Here is a 24,389-nt window from a genome sequence, read left to right on the forward strand (position 1 = left end):
CGAGTCAAGAGCAATGAGGCTTGAACAAAGTGAAAGCCAGCGTCTTTAGGCGCTGGCTGGTAATTTGGGCTTATAGCCCTGAGACAAACCACCCGTTTGACGGGTGGTTATGATTTTGGTTGACGATTCAGGTTGAAAAACCCATTGAAATTATTAAAAACAAGGCAAAAAACAAGCTTATTTTTGTCGTATGGCTTGCTATTATTTCGCTTATCATCCTTGTCTCAGGAATTTTTTTACAAGAAACAAAGAGTAGTCAATCTAGTATTAACATACAGATACAGAATTTAGTACCATGGGACACAGTAAAAGACTGGAGAAGGATTGAATTCCTTGGAATTGAAAGTAACTCTGCTAAAAATGGAGAACTTAGTGATTCAGATGGTAAGTATATACAGATAGTTGCTGCCTTAAAAAACTTAGATTTTTTATATATAGAACGATCTTCGGCATATGTTCCAGATTTCATGAAAACTTCACATGTTATAGAAAATTTTTCTAAACAATTAGAAAATGACGGGATAACGAATCCAGAAATAAATAAAGAGTTGATTTATATCAATCAAACAGGTGCTAACTTACAAAATAAAGTGAATGGAACAAACTATCATCTTTTAGATAATAAGATAGCAACCATCTATATTCCTGAAAAATGGAAAGAAAATCAGAAATCTATTGAGAATACAGTTGTAGCAGAACAATTTATTGGAACAAACTATACAAAAGAAGAGCTTGCAGTACAAATAATTCCTGATGGTAATAAAATTTTTTATTTCAATGAGGATGCTGATATCGATCATAAAAATAAAGATATTTTACCAATGGCAAGTGTAGCAGATAGCAAAGATAACATTGTTGTTGTGTTAGATACAGACAAAATGATGGAAAATAATAAGTTTTCTTTGGCTAGTAACATACTATATAAATCTCTTTTTAGTCCTGAAGCGGTAAAAAAAATAAATGAGATGACTGTCCCGTTGAATTTCTCAATGAATCCAGTAGATGTTTACCAAATTGTGAAATTAAAGATCCAATCCTTAGAGCACCAAATTCTACTATCACAAATCTTGCAGAAGATAATTTACAGTATTGTCTTTATACTCATTTATCAATATGTCCAACTTTTTATTACTCTAAAACAGAATGAATATGTGAAAAAAATCATTTTGGGTCTGTCAAAAACATATATAGCAATTTCAAGTCTCAAATATTTTATGATGACTATTACAATGGTTATTCTATTTACATTTCTTATGACAGGGCAAATAGAGTTGTTATATATTGGAGCGGCTTCTCTGCTAGTTTTGATGTTGTCAATCATAATGAGTTTTAGGAAATTATCTGAAAGCTACACTAAAATTTTAAAAGGAGATGAATCATGACAATTGACCTTTTGAACGTTTCAAAGAGTTTCGGCTCAAAGAAGATCTTTACAGACTTAAATTTAATATTTGAATCTGGAAAAAGCTATGCATTGATTGGAGGTTCTGGCTCCGGTAAAAGTACCCTTCTTAATATTATAGGAAGATTAGAAAAAATTGACAGTGGGAATGTTTTAGTTGATAAACAAGATATTTGGAAGATAAAAGAAAGAACTTTTTTTAAAAATACTGTTGGATATGTATTTCAGAATTATTCTTTAATAGATAACAAAACAGTATATGATAATCTGAGCCTTATCACTAAAGACAAAAAAACAATAACTGACGTACTTGAAAAAGTAGGACTGTCAAGTGACTATTTACATCAAAAAATATACGAATTGTCTGGTGGGCAGGCTCAACGTGTAGCTATTGCCAGAATGTTAATGAAACCACGTAAAATTATTTTAGCAGATGAGCCCACAGGAGCTTTAGATGGTGAGATTGGAAAAGAAATCATTCGTTTGTTATTAAATGAAAAAGATGAAGACAAATATGTTATAATAGCGACGCATGATCCAGCTGTCTATAACGAAGTTGATGTGATAATTGACATGAAAGATATAGGGTATAATGTATGAAAAAGATAATTTATATTGCTTTGATCTTTGTAGCTGGGTTACTTGCCTTCTTCTTTTTTGGAAAACAAATGATTACAAAAGAAAATATCAATAAGCCAACGGTAGAGTTAACAGTCTATACGCTTTCTTCTAGTGATACAGAAAAATGGAATAAAGTGAGACAAGTAGAAACGGAAGAGGCTATATACTTCATAATTGTGAAAGAAGCAGAGTCTTCTGAAGAAGTATTTTCAAACATCATTGCAAATGGAGCTGCTACGGGGTTCGGAGTTCGTGAAGAAGAAGTGAAGAAATTCAATAATGATTTAGGAGACACTATAGAGGACTCTAAGCATAATAAACTAATTGAAATAGAATTTTTTACTTTTTCTGATGCTGACGAGGGGATTTGTAGTAGCAAACTTTGACTACGGTAAAGAAGAGTTGAATTCTCAGAAAAAAGATATAAAAGAGTTATATAAAAAAATATATGAATCTTTTAAAGAAAAGAATAAATGATTGTATTATAATCCTTGTATTTTGCTATGGTTTGTTAATTGATTTTTGCATATCTTATTTCAACATACTATAAAATAAGACATAAGAAAACGAGTATCTCCAACTACGGAAATACTCGCTTTTTGGTATTTAGAAGTGTTTTTTGCTCTGCTTCTTTTATTCCGATTAACGCATGGTTACAAATTCTTCAGATGCAGTTGGGTGAATCGCTACGGTTGCATCAAAGTCTGCCTTGGTTGCTCCCATTTTGATAGCAACAGCAAATCCTTGAATCATTTCATCAACGCCGTAGCCAATTCCATGAAGTCCGACAACTTTTTCTTCTGAACCAGCTGTGATCAATTTGAAACGAGTTTCTTGACGGTTGCAAGTGCAAGCAGAGTACATAGAAGTAAAGCTTGATTTGTAAACCTTGATTTGGTCTTGACCGTATTCTTTAATAGCTTGTTCTTCTGTCAAACCAACCGTTCCGATAGCAGGGTGTGAAAAGACAACAGTTGGAATAGTTGAGTAGTCCATTTTTGCAGTTGTTTTTCCGTTAAAGAGACGTTCAGATAGGGTACGCCCAGCCTTGATAGCTACTGGAGTCAGTTCCTTTTCACCTGTTACATCACCTAGAGCGTAGATTCCCTCAACAACAGTATTTTGGTATTCATCCACTTGTATAAAGCCACGTTCGTTCAAAGTTACTCCAGCTTTTTCAAGTTGCAAGCCCTTAACGTTTGGACGGCGGCCTGTAGCCCAGATAACTTGGCTAGCTGTGTGACTAGTACCATCTTCGAAATGAATGGTAATGCCTTCAGCAGTTTTTTCTAACTTAACAGGGACTTTGTGAGTGTGAAGTGGTAAGTTTGTTCTTTCCATTTCCTTGACCAAACCTTCAACGATGTAAGAATCAAAACCACGTAAAGGACGATCGCGGCGAACAAAGAGATCTGTCTTGACACCAAAAGTGTGGAGTACGCCAGCCAATTCAACGGCAATATAACCAGCGCCTAGAATGGCAACTGATTCTGGCAATTCTTCCCAGGCAAATACATCATCAGAAGAGCCACCTAGTTCAGCACCAGGAATGTTTGGAATACTTGGATGGGCACCAGTAGCAATCACAATATGTTTAGCACGAATCAGTTCACCATTTACGCTAACAGTATGAGAATCTACAAATTCAGCATGACCTTCAATCAAGTCCACGCCGTTGCGTTTAAAACTGCCATCATAAGAAGAACGAGCGCGATCAATGTAGGCTTCACGATTGCGACGTAGGGTTGCAAAGTCAAAGTTAAGATCAGTAGTCTTAAAGCCGTAGTCTTCTCCAAATTGATGGAAAGTCTCAGCGATTTGCGCCCCGTACCACATGATTTTTTTAGGAACACAGCCGACATTGACACAGGTTCCACCTAGTTTCTTTTCCTCAATAACGGCCGCTTTGGCTCCGTGTTCACCAGCACGGTTCATGGTAGCAATCCCTCCGCTACCTCCACCGATAGCAATGATATCGTATTCTCTCATTGAAAACTCCTTTGTACTCTTTTAAATAGTAGAGTGTCATTTTTTGATAGTCATATTCTATCTTTTTTTTAATTTGATTGCAAAAATCTGCTACGTTCAAAAAATTTAAAGAAAAGGCTTGCAAAAAGGAAAAATAAAGTGCATTATATATCTAGTACAATAACTAAACAAAAATTCCGAACAATAATTAAATCCTGAAATGTCATTATTTCGTTCTAAAATGTTATTGTTTCAAATTGATAATTTTTGTATAATATTGTTAAGAACTTTAAATCAAAAAGGAGTTTCATTATGAAAAAGAATGGTAAAGCTAAAAAGTGGCAATTGTATGCAGCAATCGGTGCTGCCAGTGTAGTTGTATTGGGTGCCGGGGGGATTTTACTCTTTAGACAACCCTCGCAAACCGATGTTAAGGATGAAATACCACATCTAGTAGTGGCAAAAGAGGGAACTGTTGCTTCGTCGGTTTTATTGTCAGGGACAGTAACAGCAAAAAATGAACAATATGTTTATTTTGATGCTAGTAAGGGAGATTTAGATGAAATCCTTGTTTCTGTGGGTGATAAGGTCAGTGAAGGGCAGGCTTTAGTTAAGTACAGTAGTTCAGAAGCCCAGGCGGCCTATGATTCAGCGAGTCGAGCAGTTGCGAAGGCAGATCGTCATATCAATGAACTCAATCAAGCACGAAATGAAGCCGCTTCAGCTCCGGCTCCTCAAACCTCTGCGCCAGCAGGAGGAGAAGATGCAACGGTGCAAAGCCCAACTCCAGTGGCTGGAAATTCTCTTGCTTCTATTGACGCTCAGTTGGGTGATGCCCGTGATGCTCGTGCAGATGCAGCAGCACAATTAAGTAAGGCTCAAAGTCAGTTAGATGCAATGACGGTTCTCAGTACCCTAGAGGGAACTGTGGTCGAAGTCAACCACAATGTTTCTAAATCTCCAACAGGAGCTAGCCAAGTAGTCGTTCATGTCGTAAGTAATGAAAACTTGCAAGTTAAGGGAGAACTGTCTGAATATAACCTCGCCAACCTATCTGTAGGTCAAGAAGTAACCTTTACTTCTAAAGTTTACCAAGATAAGAGCTGGACTGGTAAGATTAGCTATATCTCTGATTACCCTAAAAACAATGGCGAAGCAGCAAGTACAGCTGTAGCAGCAGGCGGTAATTCTGGCTCTAAATATCCATATACCATCGATGTTACAAGTGAAATCGGTGATTTGAAACAAGGATTCTCAGTAAGTGTTGAGGTCAAGAATAAGAGTAAAGCTATTCTGGTTCCTCTAACAAGTGTTGTGACTGAAAATGATAAGAACTATGTCTGGGTGCTTGACGAGCAGAAAAAGGCCAAGAAAGTGGAAGTTGGTTTGGGCAATGCTGATGCAGACAACCAAGAAATCACTTCAGGTCTGACAAATGGAGTCAAGGTCATCAGTAACCCAACGTCTTCTCTAGAGGAAGGAAAAGAGGTGAAGGCTGATGAAGCAACTAATTAGTCTAAAAAATATCTGCAGAAGCTACCGTAACGGTGACCAAGAACTGCAGGTTCTCAAAAATATCAACCTAGAAGTGAATGAGGGTGAGTTTGTTGCCATTATGGGACCATCTGGTTCTGGTAAGTCTACTCTCATGAATACGATTGGCATGTTGGATACACCAAGTAGTGGAGAGTATTATCTTGAAGGTCAAGAAGTGGCTGGATTGGGTGAAAAACAACTAGCTAAGGTTCGCAACCAACAAATCGGTTTTGTCTTTCAGCAGTTCTTTCTTCTGTCTAAACTCAATGCTCTGCAAAATGTAGAATTACCCTTGATTTACGCGGGAGTTTCGGCTTCAAAACGGCGCAAGTTAGCTGAGGAATATCTAGATAAGGTTGAATTGACAGAACGTAGTCACCATTTGCCCTCTGAATTATCTGGTGGTCAAAAGCAACGTGTGGCTATCGCGCGTGCCTTGGTAAACAATCCTTCTATCATCCTAGCGGATGAACCGACAGGAGCCTTGGATACTAAAACAGGGAATCAAATTATGCAACTATTGGTTGACTTGAACAAAGAAGGAAAAACCATTATCATGGTAACGCATGAACCTGAAATAGCTGCTTATGCTAAACGCCAGATTGTCATTCGAGATGGAGTCATTTCGTCTGATAGTGCTCAGTTAGAAAAGGAGGAAAACTAAGATGCAGAATCTGAAATTTGCCTTTTCATCTATTATGGCTCACAAGATGCGTTCTTTGCTTACCATGATTGGGATTATTATCGGTGTTTCATCAGTTGTTGTGATTATGGCTCTAGGTGACTCCCTATCTCGTCAACTCAACAAAGATATGACCAAATCTCAGAAGAATATTAGTGTCTTTTTCTCTTCTAAAAAAAGTAAAGATGGGTCTTTTACTCAGAAACAATCAGCTTTTACGGTTTCTGGAAAAGAAGAGGAAGTTCATGTTGAACCACCAAAACCGCAAGAATCTTGGGTCAAGGAGGCAGCCAAACTGAAGGGAGTGGATAATTACTATGTAACCAACTCAACGAACGCCATTTTGACTTATAAAGATAAAAAGGTTGAAAATGCCAATTTGACAGGTGGAAACAGAACTTATATGGAGGCTGTTAAGAATGAAATTATTGCAGGACGTAGTTTGAGAGAACAAGATTTCAAAGAATTTGCAAGTGTCATTTTGCTTGATGAAGAATTATCCATTAGTCTATTTGGATCTCCTCAAGAGGCTATTAACAAGGTTGTAGAAGTTAATGATTTTAGTTATCGAGTCATTGGTGTTTATACTAGCCCAGAATCTAAAAATTCAAAAATATATGGTTTTGGTGGCTTACCTATTACCACAAATATCTCCCTTGCTGCGAATTTTAATGTAGATGAAATAGCTAATATTGTCTTTCGAGTGAATGACACAAGCTTGACTCAAACTCTGGGTCCAGAACTGGCACGAAAAATGACAGAGCTTGCTGGCTTGCAACAGGGAGAATATCAAGTATCAGATGAGTCAGCTGCATTTGCAGAAGTTCAACAAACGTTTAGTTTTATGACGACGATTATTAGTGCCATTGCAGGTATTTCTCTCTTTGTTGGAGGAACTGGTGTTATGAATATCATGCTGGTTTCGGTGACAGAGCGTACCCGTGAAATTGGTCTCCGTAAGGCTTTGGGTGCAACTCGTGCTAATATTTTAATCCAGTTTTTGATTGAATCCATGATTTTGACCTTGTTAGGTGGATTAATTGGCTTGACAATTGCAAGTGGTTTAACTGCCTTAGCAGGTTTGTTACTGCAAGGTTTGATTGCGGGTATAGAAGTGGGAGTATCGATCCCAGTTGCCCTATTTAGTCTTGCAGTTTCGGCTAGCGTGGGTATAGTTTTTGGGGTCTTGCCAGCCAACAAGGCATCGAAACTTGACCCAATCGAAGCCCTTCGTTATGAATAAAATAAACAAGATGGACACTCGTCTATCTTGTTTTTGTATAGATTTCCCTATCGAAAATCCTTAAAAATGTGATATAATGAAGTGTTAGAAAAACAGGTTTCATTTGCCTGGAAAGGAAAAATTATGTCTGAAAAGAATTTTTATATTACAACGCCGATTTACTATCCATCTGGTAAGCTTCATATCGGTTCTGCCTACACAACCATTGCTTGTGATGTCCTAGCACGTTATAAACGCCTGATGGGCTACGATGTCTTTTATTTGACAGGTCTTGATGAACATGGTCAAAAGATTCAACAAAAAGCAGAAGAAGCTGGCATTACACCACAAGCCTATGTTGATGGAATGGCAGTTGGAGTTAAAGAACTCTGGCAATTACTAGATATCTCATACGATAAATTTATCCGTACAACGGATGACTACCATGAAAAAGTTGTCGCACAGGTCTTTGAGCGCTTGCTTGCTCAAGATGACATCTATTTGGGTGAATACTCTGGCTGGTATTCAGTATCAGATGAAGAATTCTTTACAGAAAGCCAGCTTGCGGAAGTATTCCGTGATGAAGCTGGAAATGTAACTGGTGGTATTGCTCCATCAGGTCACGAGGTTGAATGGGTATCTGAAGAATCATACTTCCTTCGCCTCAGCAAATACCAAGATCGTTTGGTCGAATTTTTCAAGTCCCATCCTGAATTTATCACTCCAGATGGTCGTCTGAATGAAATGCTTCGCAACTTCATCGAGCCAGGTTTAGAGGATTTGGCAGTTTCTCGTACAACCTTTACATGGGGTGTGCCAGTCCCATCAAATCCTAAGCACGTTGTCTATGTTTGGATTGATGCCCTTCTTAACTATGCGACAGCTCTTGGCTACGGTCAAGACGAACATAGTAACTTTGACAAGTTCTGGAATGGAACAGTCTTCCACATGGTAGGAAAAGACATCCTTCGTTTCCACTCCATCTACTGGCCAATCCTTCTTATGATGTTGGATGTTAAATTACCTGATCGTTTGATTGCCCATGGTTGGTTTGTCATGAAAGATGGTAAAATGTCTAAATCTAAAGGGAATGTCGTTTACCCTGAAATGTTGGTAGAGCGTTATGGACTAGATCCACTTCGTTACTACCTCATGCGCAGTCTTCCAGTTGGTTCAGACGGAACCTTCACTCCGGAAGACTATGTAGGCCGTATCAACTACGAATTGGCCAATGACCTTGGCAACCTCCTCAATCGTACGGTTTCTATGATTAACAAGTACTTTGATGGACAAATTCCTGCCTATGTAGAGGGTGTAACAGAGTTTGATAATGCTCTTGCTGAGGTTGCAGAACAATCAATTGCTGACTACCATACACACATGGAAGCAGTTGACTACCCACGTGCACTTGAAGCAGTCTGGACCCTGATCTCTCGTACTAACAAATACATCGACGAGACAGCTCCATGGGTACTGGCAAAGGATGAAGCACTCCGCGATCAATTGGCAAGTGTCATGAGTCACTTGGCAGCCAGCCTTCGTGTCGTTGCTCACTTGATTGAGCCATTTATGATGGAAGCCAGTCGTGCAGTCTTGACTCAACTTGGTTTGGATGAAGTAGCGAGCCTTGAGAACTTGAGCTTGGCTGACTTCCCTGCGGGTGTGACTGTAGTTGCTAAGGGAACACCAATCTTCCCACGTCTGGATATGGAAGAAGAAATCGCCTATATCAAGGAACAAATGGAAGGTAACAAACCAGCAGTCGAGAAAGAATGGAATCCAGACGAAGTTGAACTCAAACTAAACAAGGAAGAAATCAATTTTGAAGACTTTGACAAGGTTGAAATCCGTGTCGCAGAAGTCAAAGAAGTGTCTAAAGTAGAAGGTTCAGATAAGTTGCTTCAATTCCGCTTGGATGCTGGTGATGGAGAAGATCGTCAAATCCTCTCAGGAATTGCAAAATACTATCCAAATGAACAAGAATTGGTTGGTAAGAAAGTTCAAATCGTTGCTAACCTCAAACCTCGTAAAATGATGAAGAAATATGTCAGTCAAGGGATGATCCTCTCAGCTGAATATGATGGAAAATTAACCCTTCTCACAGTTGATCCAGCTGTACCAAACGGAAGTGTGATTGGGTAAAAGTAGACAGGACTAGTTCATGCTAGTTCTGTTTTTTTATGTACACTCAATGAAAATCAAAGAGCAAACTAGGAAGCTAGCCGCAGGTTTCTCAAAGCACTGCTTTGAGGTTGNNGTCAGTAACCATATCTACGGTAAGACGACGCTGACGTGGTTTGAAGAGATTTTCTAAGAGTATCAACTATTATGCTTTACAAACTAGTGTGAAGTGGTATATTATAGATGAAGCTACTAGTAAGTATTACAAAATAGATAGAAGGGGGAAGGGATGAAAGAAACTCAACTATTAAAAGGTGTTCTTGAAGGTTGTGTCTTGGATATGATAGGTCAAAAAGAGCGATATGGTTATGAGTTGGTTCAGACTTTGCGAGAGGCTGGATTTGATACTATCGTTCCAGGAACTATTTATCCTTTGTTGCAAAAGTTAGAAAAAAATCAATGGATAAGAGGCGACATGCGCCCGTCGCCAGATGGTCCAGATCGGAAGTATTTTTCATTAACGAAAGAAGGAGAAGAGCGTGTCTCAGTCTTTTGGCAACAATGGGATGATTTGAGTCAAAAAGTAGAAGGAATTAAGAATGGGGATTAAATCATGAAGAAAATGAAGTATTACGAAGAAACAAGCGCTTTGCTACATGAATTTTCTGAGGACAATCAGCAGTATTTTGAGGAACTGTGGGATAGTTTTAATCTTGCTGGATTTCTCTATGATGAAGACTATCTCAGAGAGCAGGTTTATTTGATGATGTTAGATTTCTCAGAAGCAGAACGAGATGGCATGAGTGCAGAGGATTATTTAGGTAAGAATCCTAAAAAAATAATGAAAGAGATTCTCAAGGAAGCACCACGCAGTTCTATCAAGGAGTCCCTTTTAACACCAATTTTTGTCCTAGCGATATTACGTTATTATCAACTACTAAGTGATTTTTCTAAAGGTCCTCTCTTAACAGTCAATTTGCTCACATTTTTAGGGCAACTTCTTCTTTTTTTGATTGGATTTTGGCTTGTAGCCACAATCTTACGATGGAGTTTAGTCCAAGATTCTTCTAAAATGAAAATTGGCACTTATATTGTCGTTGGGATTCTTGTCCTTCTAGTTGTTCTGGGATATGTAGGAATAGGAAGTTTCATACAAGAAGGAGCATTTTATCTTCCTGCTCCCTGGGATAGTTTCCTTGTCTTTACGCTTTCTCTAGTCATCAGTATTTGGAATTGGAAAGAAGCGGTCTTTCGTCCCTTTGTCAGTATGATTGTTGCCCATCTTATTGTAGGCTCTCTGCTCCGTTATTATGCGTGGATGGGCATTTCAAATGTTTTCCTTACAAAATTCATTCCTTTAGCTGTTCTTTTTATTGGCATTTTTCTCTTGTTCCGTGGGTTTAAGAAGATAAAATGGAGTGAAATATAGTCAAAAAGCCGTTGCAAAGCGGTTTTTTGTTATAATGAAGGGAAGAATGTTAGAAATTAAAGGAGAAAAATTTGATGAGATACATAACTCTTGGTCAAGATGACAAAGAATTATCAGAAATTGTTCTCGGAATGATGAGAATAAAAGATAAGTCTGTAAAAGAAGTTGAAGAGCTTGTAGAAACAGCACTTTCTGTTGGAATCAATGCTTTCGACTTGGCTGATATATATGGTCGTGGTCGTTGTGAAGAACTGTTAGGTCTTGTCCTAAAAAATCGTCCAGATTTAAGAGAAAAGATGTGGATTCAGTCCAAATGTGGCATTCGCATAGAAGAATTTACCTATTTTGATTTTTCTAAGGACTATATTATAAAATCAGTAGACGGTATTTTGCAAAGATTGAAGATTGATCATCTGGACAGCTTGCTTCTTCATCGACCAGATGCTTTGATGGAATCTGACCAAGTAGCAGAAGCCTTTGATCTTCTTTATAAACAAGGTAAGGTTCGAGATTTTGGAGTTTCTAATCAAAATCCTATGATGATGGAGTTGCTTAAAAAAGATGTCAAGCAGCCGTTAGCTGTTAATCAGCTACAATTGAGTGCGGCTTTTACTCCAGGATTTGAATCAGGTTTTCATGTTAATATGGAAGATAGTCAAGCAGCTATGCGAGATGGCAGCATTTTTGAATATTGCCAATTACACGATGTGGTCATTCAAGCATGGTCTGTCTTACAATTTGGGTATTTTAAAGGGAATTTTGTTGGAAATGAGAAATTTCAAGCTTTAAATCAAGTACTTGATCGTTTAGCTATTAAATATGGAGTAACCTCTTCAACTATTGCCATTTCTTGGATATTGCGTTATCCAGCAAAAATGCAGGCAGTCGTAGGTACCGCAAATCCTAATCACTTGAGAGAAGTTAGCCAAGCGGCAAACTTTAGCTTAACAAGAAAAGAATGGTATGAAATTTATCTTGCAGCAGGGAATAATTTGCCGTAAGTAGAAGCAGATGTAAATAAATCACAGTCAAAAAGCCGTTGCAAAGCGGTTTTTTTGTTATAATGAAGGGAAGAATTATTGATTTTAAAGGAGAAAAACATGACATTTGAAGAAATTCTACCTGGGTTAAAGGCTAAGAAAAAATATGTACGAACTGGTTGGGGAGGTGCTGAAAACTATGTCCAACTTTTTGACACTATCGAGCAAAATGGGGTTGCACTTGAAGTGACACCTTATTTCCTAATCAACGTTTCTGGGGAGGGAGAAGGTTTTTCCATGTGGAGTCCGACACCTTGTGATGTTTTGGCGACGGATTGGGTAGAAGCGCATGACTAAACGTGTACTCATTACAGGAGTGAGTTCAGGGATTGGTCTGGCTCAAGCTCGACTCTTGTTAGAGAAGGGCTATCAAGTTTATGGAGTTGACCAAGGTGAAAATCCACTCTTAGAGGGTGATTTTCACTTTTTACAGAGAGATTTGACCTTGGACTTGGAGCCTATTTTTGACTGGTGCCCTCAGGTAGATATTTTGTGCAATACTGCTGGAGTGTTGGATGCTTATAAACCCCTATTGGAACAATCAGCGCAGGAAATTCAAGAGATTTTTGAAATCAACTATATGACTCCTGTTGAGTTGACTCGCTATTACTTGACACAAATGCTGGAGAATAAAAAAGGTACCATTATCAATATGTGCTCCATTGCTTCGAGCCTAGCAGGTGGCGGTGGACACGCCTATACTTCTTCGAAGCACGCCTTGGCAGGCTTTACCAAGCAGTTGGCTCTAGACTATGCTGAAACCGGGATTCAGGTATTTGGTATCGCTCCAGGAGCAGTCAAGACAGCTATGACTGCTGCGGACTTTGAGCCAGGTGGATTGGCTACCTGGGTTGCTAGTGAAACACCAATCAAACGCTGGATTGAACCAGAGGAAGTAGCAGAGCTTAGTCTTTTCTTAGCAAGTGGAAAAGCGAGCGCCATGCAAGGACAAATTTTGACAATAGATGGTGGCTGGTCTTTGAAGTAGGAGGATCTGATGGAAATCAAAAGACACTTTGGTGTCTACGCTGTTTGCTTTGAAAATGGGAAGTTACTCTGCATTGAAAAAACGAGAGGCCCTTATCAACATCGGTATGACCTACCTGGAGGCAGTCAGCAACTTGGTGAAGGCCTGACGGAAACGCTGACTAGAGAAGTTATGGAAGAGACGGGATTTACTGTTAGAAGCTACTCTAATCCTCGAATCTACGATGTTTTCGTCAGGGAAGAGTTAAAAAATTTTATGGTTCACCATATCATGGCCTTGTATGATGTTGAAATGAATGAGAGTGCACCTCAAGTTACGATTTCGGAAGCTGTGTCTGATGGTGCGAACGATTCACTTGGATATATTTGGATAGATATTCAAGAGATAACAGAAGAAAATGCATCGCCATTAGTCTTGAAGGTTAAGTCTGAATTATTAGGATTTACAGAACTGGGCAATACTTCTTACATGAATTGGAAGGTGAAGTAGGGGGATAATGGAACTATTTAAAACATGGAAGAAAAATATGGTTCTCTATGGTCTTAAATCTCAAATTGGAACTGTCTACCGAAACAATGATAGGGCAACAAGCTTTTATGATGTTGGGAATTTTCTATACCTAGCAGGGGAGTTGGATTCCAGATTTTGGGAAGATTTTGTTAGAAAATATGGTTTAGATTATAAGATTATTATTTCAGAAAATACTAATTGGCAAGATTTTCTGCATCGGAAAGTGGGGCTAAATTCTTTTACTCGCTATTCTTTTAAAGATAAGGCAAATTTTCAAGTCAAATTTCTAAATGATCTAGTTACTCATTTAGAGGAAGGCTACAATATTGTGCCTATTGATAATCATATTTATAACTGCTTTTCTACGGAAGAATGGTCACAGGATTTACAGGGGGATTTTGAGTCCTATCAGGATTTTGTTTTAAAAGGTGGATTTGGCTTTGTGATTCTTAAAAATAATGAACTGATTGCTGGGATTTCCTCAGGGTTAGTTTACAGTGAAGCAGTTGAAGTGGAAGTTGCAACTAGACCAAACGAACAAGGAAATGGATTTGCTAAAAAGCTTGGTGCTGCAATGATTCTAGAGAGTTTAAATAGAGATATGTTTCCACTTTGGGATGCTCATAACGAGGCTTCCAAAAAAGTAGCAGAATTTTTAGGATATGAGTTAATTGGACCTTATGTAGCTTTTGAACTAGAGAAAAGTGTCATATAATGATAGCTGATATTATATCTTTTAAGATGAGGTGAATGGACATGCAAAATTAACTTGCTCTTAGTGGCGAAAAAATTCTTGAAAAAGTTTATCCTCAACTATTTCACTACATTGGAATGATTCGTGGGGAATACTTGTTGAGAGAGCTTAATCAAAACATCCTATTACCCAGTTGTCAGCAATTTGTAAAAGATTATCTAGAGACTATCTGCTCCCTGTACTCAAATGAAGAAGTTTGGTATCGTTTTTCTGAATTAACGAATATAGAAGCTAATTGTCTAAAGGGGACTAAAGAGTATTTTGATGAACGCCATCCTTTGTTTGGTTATAGAGGGACTAGGCGTTTACTGGCGTGTCTGGATGAATTTCAGGCTGAAGCACATGTCGTTACAGAAGTTTATCAAATCAATCCCAATCTGTCTGTTATCTTTCCTTTTGTCAATGATGCCGATCAATTAAAACAAGCTATTACAGTATTGCGTCGGCATGGCTTTACTGGGAAAATTGCCACGATGATTGAATTACCGTCAGCATATTTTGACTTGGACAGAATAATGGAAACGGGCATTTTAAAGATTGTAGTTGGAATGAATGATTTGACTTCTTTTATTTTTGCCACTGTGAGAAACAGTCAATGGCATGATATGGAAAATCCAATTATGTTAGATATGTTGAGACAGATGCAGAATAAAGCAAGAAAGAACAAGATTGATTTTGCTGTAGCAGGCTATCTGAATACTTCTTTCATACAAAAAATGAATCAGATGGGTATCGAATGCATTCTCCATTACAGCTCTATTCCGGAGATTTTTGATTTAGAAATTGACCATCCAGACCACCTCAAACGTGTAAAAGAAGAAAGTAAAAAATTACAAAGGAGAAACCCATGACACCGCGAGAAATGTGGAATGAATACAAACAAATCAATCCTTCTATCGGAGATGAAATCGATGCTTGGGCTTTTGGAGTGGAAGCCGATCTCTTGGCAGATTTGGTTTTAGAAGGAGAAAAGACGGCAACAGCTTCAGCCTACGACCTCTACGCACTAGAAGATGAACCCCCTCCGCAAGAAGGGACATTTGATGTCATTTTAGACAGTCAAAATCAGGCTGTCTGCATTGTCGAAATTACAAAGGTTTCCGTTCAGTCCTTTAATCAAGTTTCTGCTGACCATGCCTACAAGGAAGGCGAGGGAGACAAATCTTTAGCCTATTGGCGTCAGGTTCATGAGGACTTTTTCACCGAGTGGATGAGGGAGGCAGGACAGACTTTTACACCTGACAGCAAGGTTGTTTTAGAAGAATTTCGCAAGGTCTACCCTCTGTAGACTGTTAGACGGAAGAAAGTTTTGGAAATCGCTGTCCAATCCTTTTTTCTTAGACAAAACATGATATAATAAGTTTGTTTGAAGAAGAGCAGCAGCTCTTAAACTTAGAATAGGAGAAAACTATGCAAGCAGTTGAACATTTTATTAAGCAATTTGTTCCTGAACATTATGATTTATTTTTAGACTTGAGTCGTGAGACCAAGACTTTTTCTGGGAAAGTGACCATCACTGGTCAAGCACAGAGTGACCGCATTTCCCTTCATCAAAAAGACTTGGAAATAGCTTCTGTAGAAGTTGCAGGGGTAGCTCGCCCATTTACTGTTGACCATGACAATGAAGCCCTTCATATCGAATTGGCTGAGGCTGGTCAAGTTGAAGTGGTTATCGCTTTCTCAGGAAAAATCACAGACAACATGACAGGGATTTACCCTTCTTATTACACAGTTGATGGAGTCAAGAAGGAAGTCTTGTCTACTCAATTTGAGAGCCATTTTGCGCGCGAAGCCTTCCCATGTGTGGATGAGCCAGAAGCCAAAGCAACTTTTGACCTCTCTCTACGTTTTGACCAAGTAGAAGGTGAATTGGCCTTGTCTAACATGCCAGAAATCGATGTTGAAAACCGTGAGGAAACAGGTATCTGGAAGTTTGAAACAACACCTCGTATGTCTTCTTACTTGTTAGCCTTTGTTGCGGGTGATTTGCAAGGTGTAACGGCTAAAACTAAAAACGGTACCCTTGTTGGTGTTTACTCAACCAAAGCCCACCCACTATCTAACCTTGATTTTTCACTGGACATCGCTGTTCGCTCTATCGAGTTTTACGAAGATTACTATGGAGTTAAGTACCCAATCCCTCAATCTCTCCACATCGCCCTTCCTGACTTCTCGGCTGGTGCTATGGAAAACTGGGGTCTTGTGACCTACCGTGAAGTTTACTTGGTTGTGGATGAGAACTCAACATTTGCTAGCCGTCAACAAGTTGCCCTTGTTGTGGCACATGAATTGGCTCACCAATGGTTTGGAAATCTCGTTACTATGAAATGGTGGGATGACCTTTGGCTTAATGAAAGCTTTGCGAACATGATGGAGTACGTCTGTGTGGATGCTATTGAACCAAGCTGGAATATCTTTGAAGATTTCCAAACAGGTGGTGTTCCGTCTGCCTTGAAACGTGATGCGACTGATGGTGTTCAATCTGTTCACGTCGAAGTGAAACATCCAGATGAAATCAATACGCTCTTTGACGGAGCTATCGTCTATGCCAAAGGAAGTCGCCTCATGCACATGCTTCGTCGTTGGCTAGGTGATGCCGATTTTGCCAAAGGTTTGCATGCCTACTTTGAAAAACATCAATACAGCAATACAATTGGTCGTGACCTTTGGGATGCTCTTGGTCAAGCGTCTGGACGTGATGTCGCAGCCTTCATGGATTCTTGGTTGGAACAACCTGGTTATCCAGTTCTTACTGTTAAAGTTGAAAATGATGTTTTGAAGATTTCACAAAAACAATTCTTCATCGGTGAGCACGAAGACAAGAACCGTCTCTGGGTTGTGCCACTCAATAGTAACTGGAAAGGCTTGCCTGATACACTTGAAACTGAAAGCATCGAAATCCCTGGCTACGCAGCCCTTCTTGCTGAAAATGAAGGAGCTCTTCGCTTCAACACTGAAAATACAGCCCACTACATTACAGACTATCAAGGAGACTTGCTAGATGCTGTTCTTGATGACCTAGTTGAGCTTGATAATACAAGCAAACTGCAAATCGTCCAAGAACGTCGTTTGCTTGCTGAGGCAGGACACATTTCTTATGCTGACTTGCTCCCAGTTCTTGATAAACTTGCCAAGGAAGAATCTTACCTTGTTGTTTCAGCTGTTTCTCAAGTGATTTCGGCCCTTGAGCGCTTTATCGATGAAGGAACAGAAGCTGAAAGAGCCTTCAAAGCCTTGGTTGCTAAATTGGCTCGTCACAACTATGACCGTCTTGGTTTTGAAGCTAAAGATGGCGAATCAGATGAGGATGAATTGGTTCGTCAGCTGGCTGTTTCTATGATGATTCGCTCAAATGATGCAGAAGCTAGTCAAGTCGCTAGCCAAATCTTCGCGGCTCACAAGGAGAATCTTGCAGGACTTCCAGCAGCTATTCGTTCACAAGTTCTGATTAATGAGATGAAACATCATGAGACTAAAGACTTGTTAGCACTTTATCTTGACACTTATACGCACGCAACAGATGCTGTCTTTAAACGTCAGTTGGCAGCTGCTCTTGCTTACAGTACAGATGCGAACAATATCCAAACCTTGATTGCTTCTTGGAAGGACAAATTTGTGGTGAAACCACAAGACTTGTCTGCTTGGTATTACCAATTCCTAGCTCATCAAGCAACTCAGGAAACAGCTTGGTCTTGGGCGCGTGAAAACTGGGCTTGGATTAAGGCAGCTCTTGGAGGAGATATGAGCTTTGATAGCTTTGTTATCCTTCCTGCTCATGTATTTAAGACTCAGCAACGCTTGGTGGAATACAAGGAATTCTTTGAGCCACAACTTTCTGATCTTGCTCTCAGCCGTAACATCGGTATGGGAATCAAGGAAATTGCAGCGCGTGTTGACTTGATTAACCGTGAAAAAGCTGCAGTGGAAGCAGTCGTTCTTCAATATGGAAAAGCTTAAACGTTCGTAAAATAATAAAAACTCAACTTTCTCTCTTAAAGTGAGAGGGAGTTGAGTTTTTTTTAAGGCAAATTTGGTATAATGGTTTTAATAAGGAGGAGTTTCTCATGATAAAAATCTTATTAGTTGAGGATGACCTAGGCTTGTCAAATTCAGTATTCGACTTTTTAGACGATTTTGCGGATGTCATGCAGGTATTTGATGGGGAAGAAGGTCTCTACGAAGCTGAAAGTGGTGTCTATGACTTGATTTTGCTCGATTTGATGTTACCAGAAAAAAATGGCTTCCAAGTCTTGAAAGAATTGCGTGAAAAGGGAATTACGACTCCAGTTCTGATCATGACCGCCAAGGAAAGTTTGGATGACAAGGGACATGGATTTGAACTGGGAGCGGATGATTATCTGACCAAGCCTTTCTACCTAGAAGAACTCAAAATGCGGATTCAGGCCCTTCTCAAACGTTCAGGTAAGTTTAATGAAAATACGCTATCTTATGGAGATATTCTCATCAATTTATCAACCAATACCGTTAAGGTTGAAGATACTACTGTCGAATTGCTGGGGAAAGAGTTCGATTTACTAGTTTATTTCCTTCAAAATCAAAATGTTATTTTGCCTAAGACGCAGATTTTTGATCGTCTATGGGGATTTGATAGTGATACAACGATTTCAGTTGTCGAAGTCTATGTTTCAAAAGTCCGTAAGAAATTAAAAGGAACCACTTTTGCAGAGAATTTACAAACCTTGCGCAGTGTTGGGTATATTTTAAAAGATGTTCAGTAAACTAAAAAAAACATGGTATGCGGATGACTTTAGTTATTTTATCCGCAACTTTGGTGTCTTCACTCTGATTTTCTCTACAATGACTCTGATTATTTTGCAAGTCATGCATTCGAGTCTCTATACTTCGGTGGATGATAAGCTCCACGGACTGAGTGAAAATCCTCAAGCAGTTATTCAGCTTGCTGTAAATAGGGCAACAGAAGAGATTAAAGATTTAGAAAATGCCGCTACAGATACTAGCAAGACTGAGATAAAACCCAATGTCAGTTCCAATACGGAAGTCATTCTCTTTGATAAGAATTTTACCCAACTCCTTTCTGGAAATCGATTTTTGGGCTTGGATAAGATTAAGTTAGAGAAAAAAGAACTAGGCCATATCTACCAGATTCAAGTTTTTAATAGCTATGGACAAGAAGAAATCTATCGCATGATTTTGATGGAAACGAATATCAGTTCGGTTTCAACCAATATCAAGTATGCTGCTGTCTTGATTAACACCAGTCAGTTGGAGCAGGCCAGTCAAAAGCATGAGCAATTGATTGTGGTCGTGATGGCTAGTTTCTGGATTTTGTCTTTACTTGCCAGTCTCTATCTAGCTAGGGTCAGTGTTCGTCCTTTGCTTGAGAGCATGCAGAAGCAACAGTCCTTTGTGGAAAATGCCAGTCATGAGTTACGAACTCCACTTGCAGTTTTGCAAAATCGCTTAGAGACCCTTTTCCGTAAGCCAGAAGCAACCATTATGGATGTGAGCGAAAGCATTGCATCGAGTTTGGAAGAAGTCCGAAATATGCGTTTTTTGACGACAAACTTGCTGAACTTAGCTCGGAGAGATGATGGGATTAAGCCGGAGCTTGCAGAAGTTCCAACTAGTTTTTTCAATACGACTTTCACAAACTATGAGATGATTGCTTCGGAAAATGATCGTGTCTTCCGTTTTGAAAATCGGATCCATCGTCCGATTGTGACGGATCAACTGCTCTTGAAGCAGTTGATGACTATCTTATTTGATAATGCTGTCAAGTATACTGAAGAGGATGGTGAAATTGATTTTCTTATCTCGGCGACCGATCGTAATCTTTATTTGCTAGTTTCCGATAATGGAGTCGGTATTTCGACAGAAGATAAAAAGAAAATTTTTGATCGTTTTTATCGAGTCGACAAGGCTAGAACCCGGCAAAAAGGTGGCTTTGGTTTAGGATTGTCCCTAGCCAAGCAAATTGTAGATGCGCTAAAAGGAACCATTACTGTTAAAGATAATAAGCCAAAGGGAACAATCTTTGAAGTGAAGATTGCCATTCATACATCATCTAAAAAGAAAAAATAAACATATCGCTCCAGATGGGGCGATATGTTTATTTTTTAAGTTTTCGTTTGATAATAGAGCGTTGGACTTTTAAAACAAGTAAGCTGGATACTATTGCTGCAGGTAAGGCGAGCACAGTTGTTAATTTTAATGATAAAAAGATAAAACTAAAGATGGCAATGCAGATACAAAAAACAGCGATATTGACAAAAAATAAAATTTCTTTGAGATTGCTATCAGTTTGTGCTTCAGGTGTATAAGCTTGATAATGAGGAAGTTGCTGGTTTAATTCTTCTTGATAGTCTACTTCATAGGATTGTAATTTTCTTACGGGCATGATTCTCTCCTTAACAGTACATACCTATTTTATCATTTTTTCAGCAGAGAATTATTACAGAAAGGTTACAAAAAGAATAAGGTCCCTTTTCATTTTCAAAGAATAGCTGATTTTGGAGAAATATGGTATAATTTTCCTTATGGAAAAGATTATCATTACAGCAACTGCTGAAAGTATTGAACAAGTTGAACAACTGCTCGAAGCTGGCGTAGACCGTATCTATGTCGGTGAGAAAGATTTTGGCCTTCGTCTGCCAACAACCTTTAGTCATGATCAATTGCGTGAAATCGCTAAGCTGGTTCATGATGCTGATAAGGAATTGATTGTTGCAGTCAATGCCCTTATGCACCAAGACATGATGGATCGTATTAAGCCCTTCCTCGATTTCTTGGAAGAAATTAAGGCCGATTACATTACGATTGGGGATGCAGGCGTTTTTTACGTGGTCAATCGCGATGGTTATTCATTTAAGACCATCTATGATGCTTCAACCATGGTGACAAGCAGTCGTCAGATTAACTTCTGGGGACAAAAGGCTGGCGCATCTGAGGCTGTTTTGGCGCGTGAAATTCCATCGGCTGAACTCTTCAAAATGCCAGAGATTTTAGAAATTCCTGCTGAAGTTTTGGTGTACGGTGCTAGTGTCATCCATCATTCTAAACGTCCACTTTTGCAAAACTACTATAACTTTACGCATATCGATGATGAAAAGACGCGCAAGCGTGACCTCTTCTTGGCAGAGCCAAGTGACCCAGAGAGCCACTATTCCATTTTTGAAGATAATCATGGTACCCATATCTTTGCCAATAACGACCTTGATTTGATGACTAAATTGACAGAATTGGTGGAGCATGGTTTTACCCATTGGAAATTAGAAGGACTTTATACTCCAGGTCAAAACTTTGTTGAGATTGCAAAACTCTTTATCCAAGTGCGTAGCTTGATTCAAGAGGGCAACTTTAGCCATGACCAAGCCTTCTTGCTGGATGAAGAAGTGCGTAAACTTCACCCTAAAAACCGTTTCCTTGATACAGGATTTTATGACTACGATCCTGACATGGTTAAATAAAGTAAATGATTCGTTGAGAGAAGAAAGATGCAAACATTTCTTCTCTCAATTTTTCTTATTCTCCAATATTTTCAAAAAATAAGTAGGCTAGGATGCTCTATTTATTAGGATTTTTAAGAAAAGTGACCTTCTTGAGTTTGAAAATTATCCTATGTTTGCAGGTGCCAAATGGCCCTTTTTTTGGTATAATTTTTTATAATGAAAACGATTGGTAATCGCTATGTTGTGGTGGATTTAGAGGCAACTAGCACAGGTAGTAAGGCTAAAATTATCCAAGTGGGAATTGTCGTGATTGAGGACGGAAAAATCGTCGATCACTATACGACGGATGTCAATCCACATGAACCCTTGGATGCTCATATCAAAGAACTGACAGGATTGACAGACCAACGTCTGGCGCAAGCACCTGATTTTTCGCAAGTTGCTAGAAAAATCTTTGACTTGGTGGAGGATGGGCTTTTTGTAGCCCATAATGTTCAGTTTGATGCCAATCTTTTGGCGGAAAATTTATTTTTTGAAGGCTATGAACTAAGAAATCCTCGTGTTGACACGGTCGAATTGGCCCAAGTCTTTTTCCCTGAACTGGAAAAATATAGTTTGCCGATATTGTGCCGAGAATTAGGAATTCCTCTAAAACACGCTCACACAGCCCTTTCAGACGCCCAAGCTACAGCGGAATTACTCTTATTTCTACGGGAAAAGATGGCCCAGCTTCCGAAAGGTCTCTTGGAACGCTTGCTGGAAATGGCTGACGCTCTCTTATATGAGTCCTACCTGGTTATTGAGGAAATTTATCGCAACCAATCTATCCTTAGTTCTCCAGACTTGATTGAAGTTCAAGGGCTATATTTCAAGAAAACTGCAGCTCCCAATGAGCCACGAAAACTATCTCAAGATTTTTCTAAAAATATTTCTTTGTTGAACCTTGAAGTGAGGGAGGAACAAGAAAGTTTTGCTAAAGAGGTTGGCTTGCTATTGAAAGATGAGCCTGTCTCTCTGATTCAAGCGCCGACTGGGATTGGGAAAACTTATGGCTATCTCTTACCCGCTTTGTCCCAAGTGGAAAATCGTCAGATTGTCCTTAGTGTTCCGACAAAGATTCTTCAAAATCAAATCATGGAAGAAGAAGGTAAACGTCTCAAGGAAGTATTTCATACAGATATTCATTCTTTAAAGGGACCACACAATTATCTGAAGTTGGATACCTTTTATCGTTCCTTGCAGGAAAATGATGAAAATCGCTTATTTAGACGTTTTAAAATGCAACTCTTGGTCTGGTTGACTGAGACAGAGACAGGGGATTTGGATGAGATTGGGCAACTCTACCGTTATCAACATTTTCTAACAGATCTTCGTCATGACGGAAAGTTATCTTCTAAAAGTTTATTTGTAACAGAAGATTTTTGGAAACGTAGTCAAGAAAGGGCAGAGACCTGCAAGCTTTTAGTGACCAATCATGCCTATCTTGTAACCAGACTGGAAGATAATCCTGAATTTATCAGTGACCGTTTATTGATTATTGATGAAGTTCAAAAGATCTTGTTGGCTCTAGAAAATCTGCTTCAAGAGCCCCACGATATCCAGTCTATTATCGCTTTGCTTGATAAGGCTTTAGTAGGAGAAGAAAACAGGATTCAACAACGAATACTAGAAAGTATTCGCTTTGAGTGCTTCTACTTGATAGAACAATTTCAGTCTGGAAAATCTAGGAAAAATATCTTAGATTCTCTTGCCAATCTCCACCAGTATTTTTCAGAATTAGAGGTAGAAGGCTTTGAGGAGCTGGTTCGCTATTTTACAGCTGACCGAGATTACTGGCTTGAAGCAATTGAAACGAGTCAAAAGAAAATTCAGATTTCTTCTACAAAATCAGGCCGTATTCTCCTATCTTCTTTAGTACCTAATTCATGTCAAGTCTTGGGAGTATCGGCTACTCTTGAGATTAGTCAGAGAGTTTCTTTGGCAGACCTTCTAGGCTATCCTGAAGCCAAATTTGTTAAGATTGAAGCTGGTAAAAAACAGGATCAAGAAGTGGTCTTGGTCAAAGATTTTCCCCTGGTAACAGAAACCTCCTTAGAAGTCTATGCCAGAGAGGTAGCTGCTTTACTAGTGGAAATTCAAGCTTTCCAGCAACCGATTTTGGTTCTCTTTACTGCTAAAGACATGCTTCTAGCAGTATCGGATTTACTTCCAGTTAACCACTTGTCCCAGTATAAAAATGGGGATGTTCATCAGCTAAAGAAACGCTTTGAAAAAGGTGAACAACAAATCCTGCTTGGTGCAGCAAGTTTCTGGGAGGGAGTTGATTTTTCAAGTCATCCTTTTGTGATTCAAGTTGTATCAAGACTTCCTTTCCAAAATCCCCAAGAACCCTTGACGAAAAAGATCAATCAGGAACTGAATCAAGAAGGGAAAAATGCCTTTTATGATTATCAATTGCCGATGGCTATTATTCGTTTAAAACAGGCTTTGGGAAGAAGTATGAGACGTGAACACCAACGTTCCTTAACCCTCATTCTGGATAGGAGAATTGTCGGAAAACGATACGGCAAGCAAATAGTGACTTCTCTAGCAAAAGAAGCGAGTGTTACAACGATTGCTCAATCTGAAGTTAATGAGGCTATTGATAGATTTTTAAATGAACTTTGATAAATAGTATTGTATGAAA

20 protein-coding genes and 3 pseudogenes are annotated in these 24,389 nt (G+C 39.0%); 21 read left to right on the plus strand and 2 right to left on the minus strand.

The window, feature by feature from the left end; all coding sequences use genetic code 11:
• Positions 1-104 precede the first annotated feature (104 nt).
• From HT696_RS09695 to HT696_RS09705, 3 genes and pseudogenes are all read left to right on the plus strand, one after another.
• Positions 105-1,382: pseudogene (locus HT696_RS09695) on the plus strand (ABC transporter permease); the annotation flags it as partial.
• Positions 1,379-2,002 carry an ATP-binding cassette domain-containing protein gene (locus tag HT696_RS09700; protein ID WP_000151028.1) on the plus strand — a complete coding sequence of 208 codons (624 nt, stop codon included), beginning with the start codon at positions 1,379-1,381 and terminating at the stop codon, positions 2,000-2,002. The pseudogene HT696_RS09695 and the gene HT696_RS09700, both read left to right, overlap by 4 nt.
• Positions 1,999-2,500 (plus strand): annotated as a pseudogene (locus HT696_RS09705) (hypothetical protein). The gene HT696_RS09700 and the pseudogene HT696_RS09705 overlap by 4 nt, the downstream one beginning before the upstream one ends.
• A 165-nt stretch (positions 2,501-2,665) precedes the next feature.
• Here the strand turns inward: HT696_RS09705 and gor are convergent.
• A complete protein-coding gene (gene gor / locus HT696_RS09710; RefSeq protein WP_136937285.1) occupies positions 2,666-4,012 on the minus strand; it encodes a glutathione-disulfide reductase in 1,347 nt (448 codons plus the stop codon).
• 288 nt (positions 4,013-4,300) lie between these two features.
• Between gor and HT696_RS09715 the strand changes: the two genes are divergently transcribed.
• From HT696_RS09715 to ciaH, 16 genes and pseudogenes are all read left to right on the plus strand, one after another.
• A complete protein-coding gene (locus HT696_RS09715; RefSeq protein ID WP_173283002.1) occupies positions 4,301-5,506 on the plus strand; it encodes an efflux RND transporter periplasmic adaptor subunit in 1,206 nt (401 codons plus the stop codon).
• Complete coding sequence (locus tag HT696_RS09720) at positions 5,490-6,191, plus strand: ABC transporter ATP-binding protein (protein WP_000811469.1); 702 nt, start codon at positions 5,490-5,492, stop codon at positions 6,189-6,191. Before HT696_RS09715 ends, HT696_RS09720 begins: the two co-directional genes overlap by 17 nt.
• Position 6,192: 1 nt before the next feature.
• On the plus strand, positions 6,193-7,452 hold the full coding sequence (locus HT696_RS09725) for an ABC transporter permease (protein WP_173217618.1): 1,260 nt from the start codon (positions 6,193-6,195) through the stop codon (positions 7,450-7,452).
• 123 nt (positions 7,453-7,575) lie between these two features.
• Positions 7,576-9,573, plus strand: a complete 1,998-nt coding sequence (gene metG, locus HT696_RS09730; RefSeq protein ID WP_173217616.1) for a methionine--tRNA ligase — start codon at positions 7,576-7,578, stop codon at positions 9,571-9,573.
• 268 nt (positions 9,574-9,841) lie between these two features.
• Complete coding sequence (locus HT696_RS09735) at positions 9,842-10,162, plus strand: PadR family transcriptional regulator (RefSeq protein ID WP_112443498.1); 321 nt, start codon at positions 9,842-9,844, stop codon at positions 10,160-10,162.
• A 3-nt stretch (positions 10,163-10,165) separates the two neighbouring features.
• Positions 10,166-10,981: a hypothetical protein gene (locus tag HT696_RS09740; RefSeq protein ID WP_112443499.1), complete on the plus strand. Its 816-nt coding sequence runs from the start codon at positions 10,166-10,168 to the stop codon at positions 10,979-10,981.
• Positions 10,982-11,055: 74 nt separating this feature from the next.
• Complete coding sequence (locus HT696_RS09745) at positions 11,056-11,982, plus strand: aldo/keto reductase family oxidoreductase (protein ID WP_112443500.1); 927 nt, start codon at positions 11,056-11,058, stop codon at positions 11,980-11,982.
• Between the two features lie 99 nt (positions 11,983-12,081).
• Positions 12,082-12,318: a DUF2829 domain-containing protein gene (locus HT696_RS09750; protein ID WP_000141912.1), complete on the plus strand. Its 237-nt coding sequence runs from the start codon at positions 12,082-12,084 to the stop codon at positions 12,316-12,318.
• Positions 12,311-13,009, plus strand: coding sequence for a 3-oxoacyl-ACP reductase (locus HT696_RS09755; protein ID WP_112443501.1), 699 nt, complete (start codon positions 12,311-12,313; stop codon positions 13,007-13,009). Before HT696_RS09750 ends, HT696_RS09755 begins: the two co-directional genes overlap by 8 nt.
• A 9-nt stretch (positions 13,010-13,018) precedes the next feature.
• On the plus strand, positions 13,019-13,498 hold the full coding sequence (locus tag HT696_RS09760; protein WP_112443502.1) for an NUDIX hydrolase: 480 nt from the start codon (positions 13,019-13,021) through the stop codon (positions 13,496-13,498).
• Between the two features lie 7 nt (positions 13,499-13,505).
• On the plus strand, positions 13,506-14,234 hold the full coding sequence (locus tag HT696_RS09765) for a GNAT family N-acetyltransferase (protein ID WP_112443503.1): 729 nt from the start codon (positions 13,506-13,508) through the stop codon (positions 14,232-14,234).
• A gap of 74 nt (positions 14,235-14,308) precedes the next feature.
• A pseudogene (locus HT696_RS09770) lies at positions 14,309-15,146 on the plus strand (putative PEP-binding protein).
• Positions 15,121-15,561, plus strand: coding sequence for an ASCH domain-containing protein (locus HT696_RS09775; RefSeq protein ID WP_173282983.1), 441 nt, complete (start codon positions 15,121-15,123; stop codon positions 15,559-15,561). The pseudogene HT696_RS09770 and the gene HT696_RS09775 overlap by 26 nt, the downstream one beginning before the upstream one ends.
• 122 nt (positions 15,562-15,683) lie before the next feature.
• Complete coding sequence (locus HT696_RS09780) at positions 15,684-18,230, plus strand: M1 family metallopeptidase (protein ID WP_173282984.1); 2,547 nt, start codon at positions 15,684-15,686, stop codon at positions 18,228-18,230.
• Between the two features lie 107 nt (positions 18,231-18,337).
• Positions 18,338-19,012, plus strand: coding sequence for a two-component system response regulator CiaR (ciaR, locus tag HT696_RS09785; RefSeq protein WP_000590628.1), 675 nt, complete (start codon positions 18,338-18,340; stop codon positions 19,010-19,012).
• A complete protein-coding gene (ciaH, locus tag HT696_RS09790) occupies positions 19,002-20,336 on the plus strand; it encodes a two-component system sensor histidine kinase CiaH (protein WP_173283604.1) in 1,335 nt (444 codons plus the stop codon). Before ciaR ends, ciaH begins: the two co-directional genes overlap by 11 nt.
• Before the next feature lie 28 nt (positions 20,337-20,364).
• On the opposite strand, the gene HT696_RS09795 is transcribed toward ciaH, so the two are convergent.
• Positions 20,365-20,652, minus strand: coding sequence for a DUF3270 domain-containing protein (locus HT696_RS09795; protein ID WP_050971616.1), 288 nt, complete (start codon positions 20,650-20,652; stop codon positions 20,365-20,367).
• 139 nt (positions 20,653-20,791) lie between these two features.
• On the opposite strand from HT696_RS09795, the gene HT696_RS09800 reads away from it, so the two are divergent.
• The gene (locus tag HT696_RS09800; protein WP_173283605.1) at positions 20,792-21,721 is read left to right on the plus strand and encodes a peptidase U32 family protein; all 930 of its coding nucleotides are present in this window, start codon (positions 20,792-20,794) and stop codon (positions 21,719-21,721) included.
• A gap of 198 nt (positions 21,722-21,919) precedes the next feature.
• A complete protein-coding gene (locus HT696_RS09805) occupies positions 21,920-24,370 on the plus strand; it encodes a bifunctional DnaQ family exonuclease/ATP-dependent helicase (protein WP_173217606.1) in 2,451 nt (816 codons plus the stop codon).
• The last annotated feature ends 19 nt before the right edge of the window (positions 24,371-24,389 follow it).

This window comes from Streptococcus sp. 9903 (genome assembly GCF_013276625.1).
Classification (GTDB): domain Bacteria; phylum Bacillota; class Bacilli; order Lactobacillales; family Streptococcaceae; genus Streptococcus.

Coding starts and splice junctions, on each gene's coding strand:
- metG (WP_173217616.1), top strand. CDS start 7,576: ATGTCTGAAAAGAATTTTTATATTACAACGCCGATTTACTATCCATCT.
- HT696_RS09755 (WP_112443501.1), top strand. CDS start 12,311: ATGACTAAACGTGTACTCATTACAGGAGTGAGTTCAGGGATTGGTCTG.
- HT696_RS09745 (WP_112443500.1), top strand. CDS start 11,056: ATGAGATACATAACTCTTGGTCAAGATGACAAAGAATTATCAGAAATT.
- HT696_RS09800 (WP_173283605.1), top strand. CDS start 20,792: ATGGAAAAGATTATCATTACAGCAACTGCTGAAAGTATTGAACAAGTT.
- ciaH (WP_173283604.1), top strand. CDS start 19,002: ATGTTCAGTAAACTAAAAAAAACATGGTATGCGGATGACTTTAGTTAT.
- HT696_RS09795 (WP_050971616.1), bottom strand. CDS start 20,652: ATGCCCGTAAGAAAATTACAATCCTATGAAGTAGACTATCAAGAAGAA.
- ciaR (WP_000590628.1), top strand. CDS start 18,338: ATGATAAAAATCTTATTAGTTGAGGATGACCTAGGCTTGTCAAATTCA.
- HT696_RS09735 (WP_112443498.1), top strand. CDS start 9,842: ATGAAAGAAACTCAACTATTAAAAGGTGTTCTTGAAGGTTGTGTCTTG.
- HT696_RS09720 (WP_000811469.1), top strand. CDS start 5,490: ATGAAGCAACTAATTAGTCTAAAAAATATCTGCAGAAGCTACCGTAAC.
- HT696_RS09725 (WP_173217618.1), top strand. CDS start 6,193: ATGCAGAATCTGAAATTTGCCTTTTCATCTATTATGGCTCACAAGATG.
- HT696_RS09775 (WP_173282983.1), top strand. CDS start 15,121: ATGACACCGCGAGAAATGTGGAATGAATACAAACAAATCAATCCTTCT.
- HT696_RS09700 (WP_000151028.1), top strand. CDS start 1,379: ATGACAATTGACCTTTTGAACGTTTCAAAGAGTTTCGGCTCAAAGAAG.
- HT696_RS09740 (WP_112443499.1), top strand. CDS start 10,166: ATGAAGAAAATGAAGTATTACGAAGAAACAAGCGCTTTGCTACATGAA.
- HT696_RS09765 (WP_112443503.1), top strand. CDS start 13,506: ATGGAACTATTTAAAACATGGAAGAAAAATATGGTTCTCTATGGTCTT.
- HT696_RS09780 (WP_173282984.1), top strand. CDS start 15,684: ATGCAAGCAGTTGAACATTTTATTAAGCAATTTGTTCCTGAACATTAT.
- HT696_RS09760 (WP_112443502.1), top strand. CDS start 13,019: ATGGAAATCAAAAGACACTTTGGTGTCTACGCTGTTTGCTTTGAAAAT.
- HT696_RS09750 (WP_000141912.1), top strand. CDS start 12,082: ATGACATTTGAAGAAATTCTACCTGGGTTAAAGGCTAAGAAAAAATAT.
- HT696_RS09805 (WP_173217606.1), top strand. CDS start 21,920: ATGAAAACGATTGGTAATCGCTATGTTGTGGTGGATTTAGAGGCAACT.
- gor (WP_136937285.1), bottom strand. CDS start 4,012: ATGAGAGAATACGATATCATTGCTATCGGTGGAGGTAGCGGAGGGATT.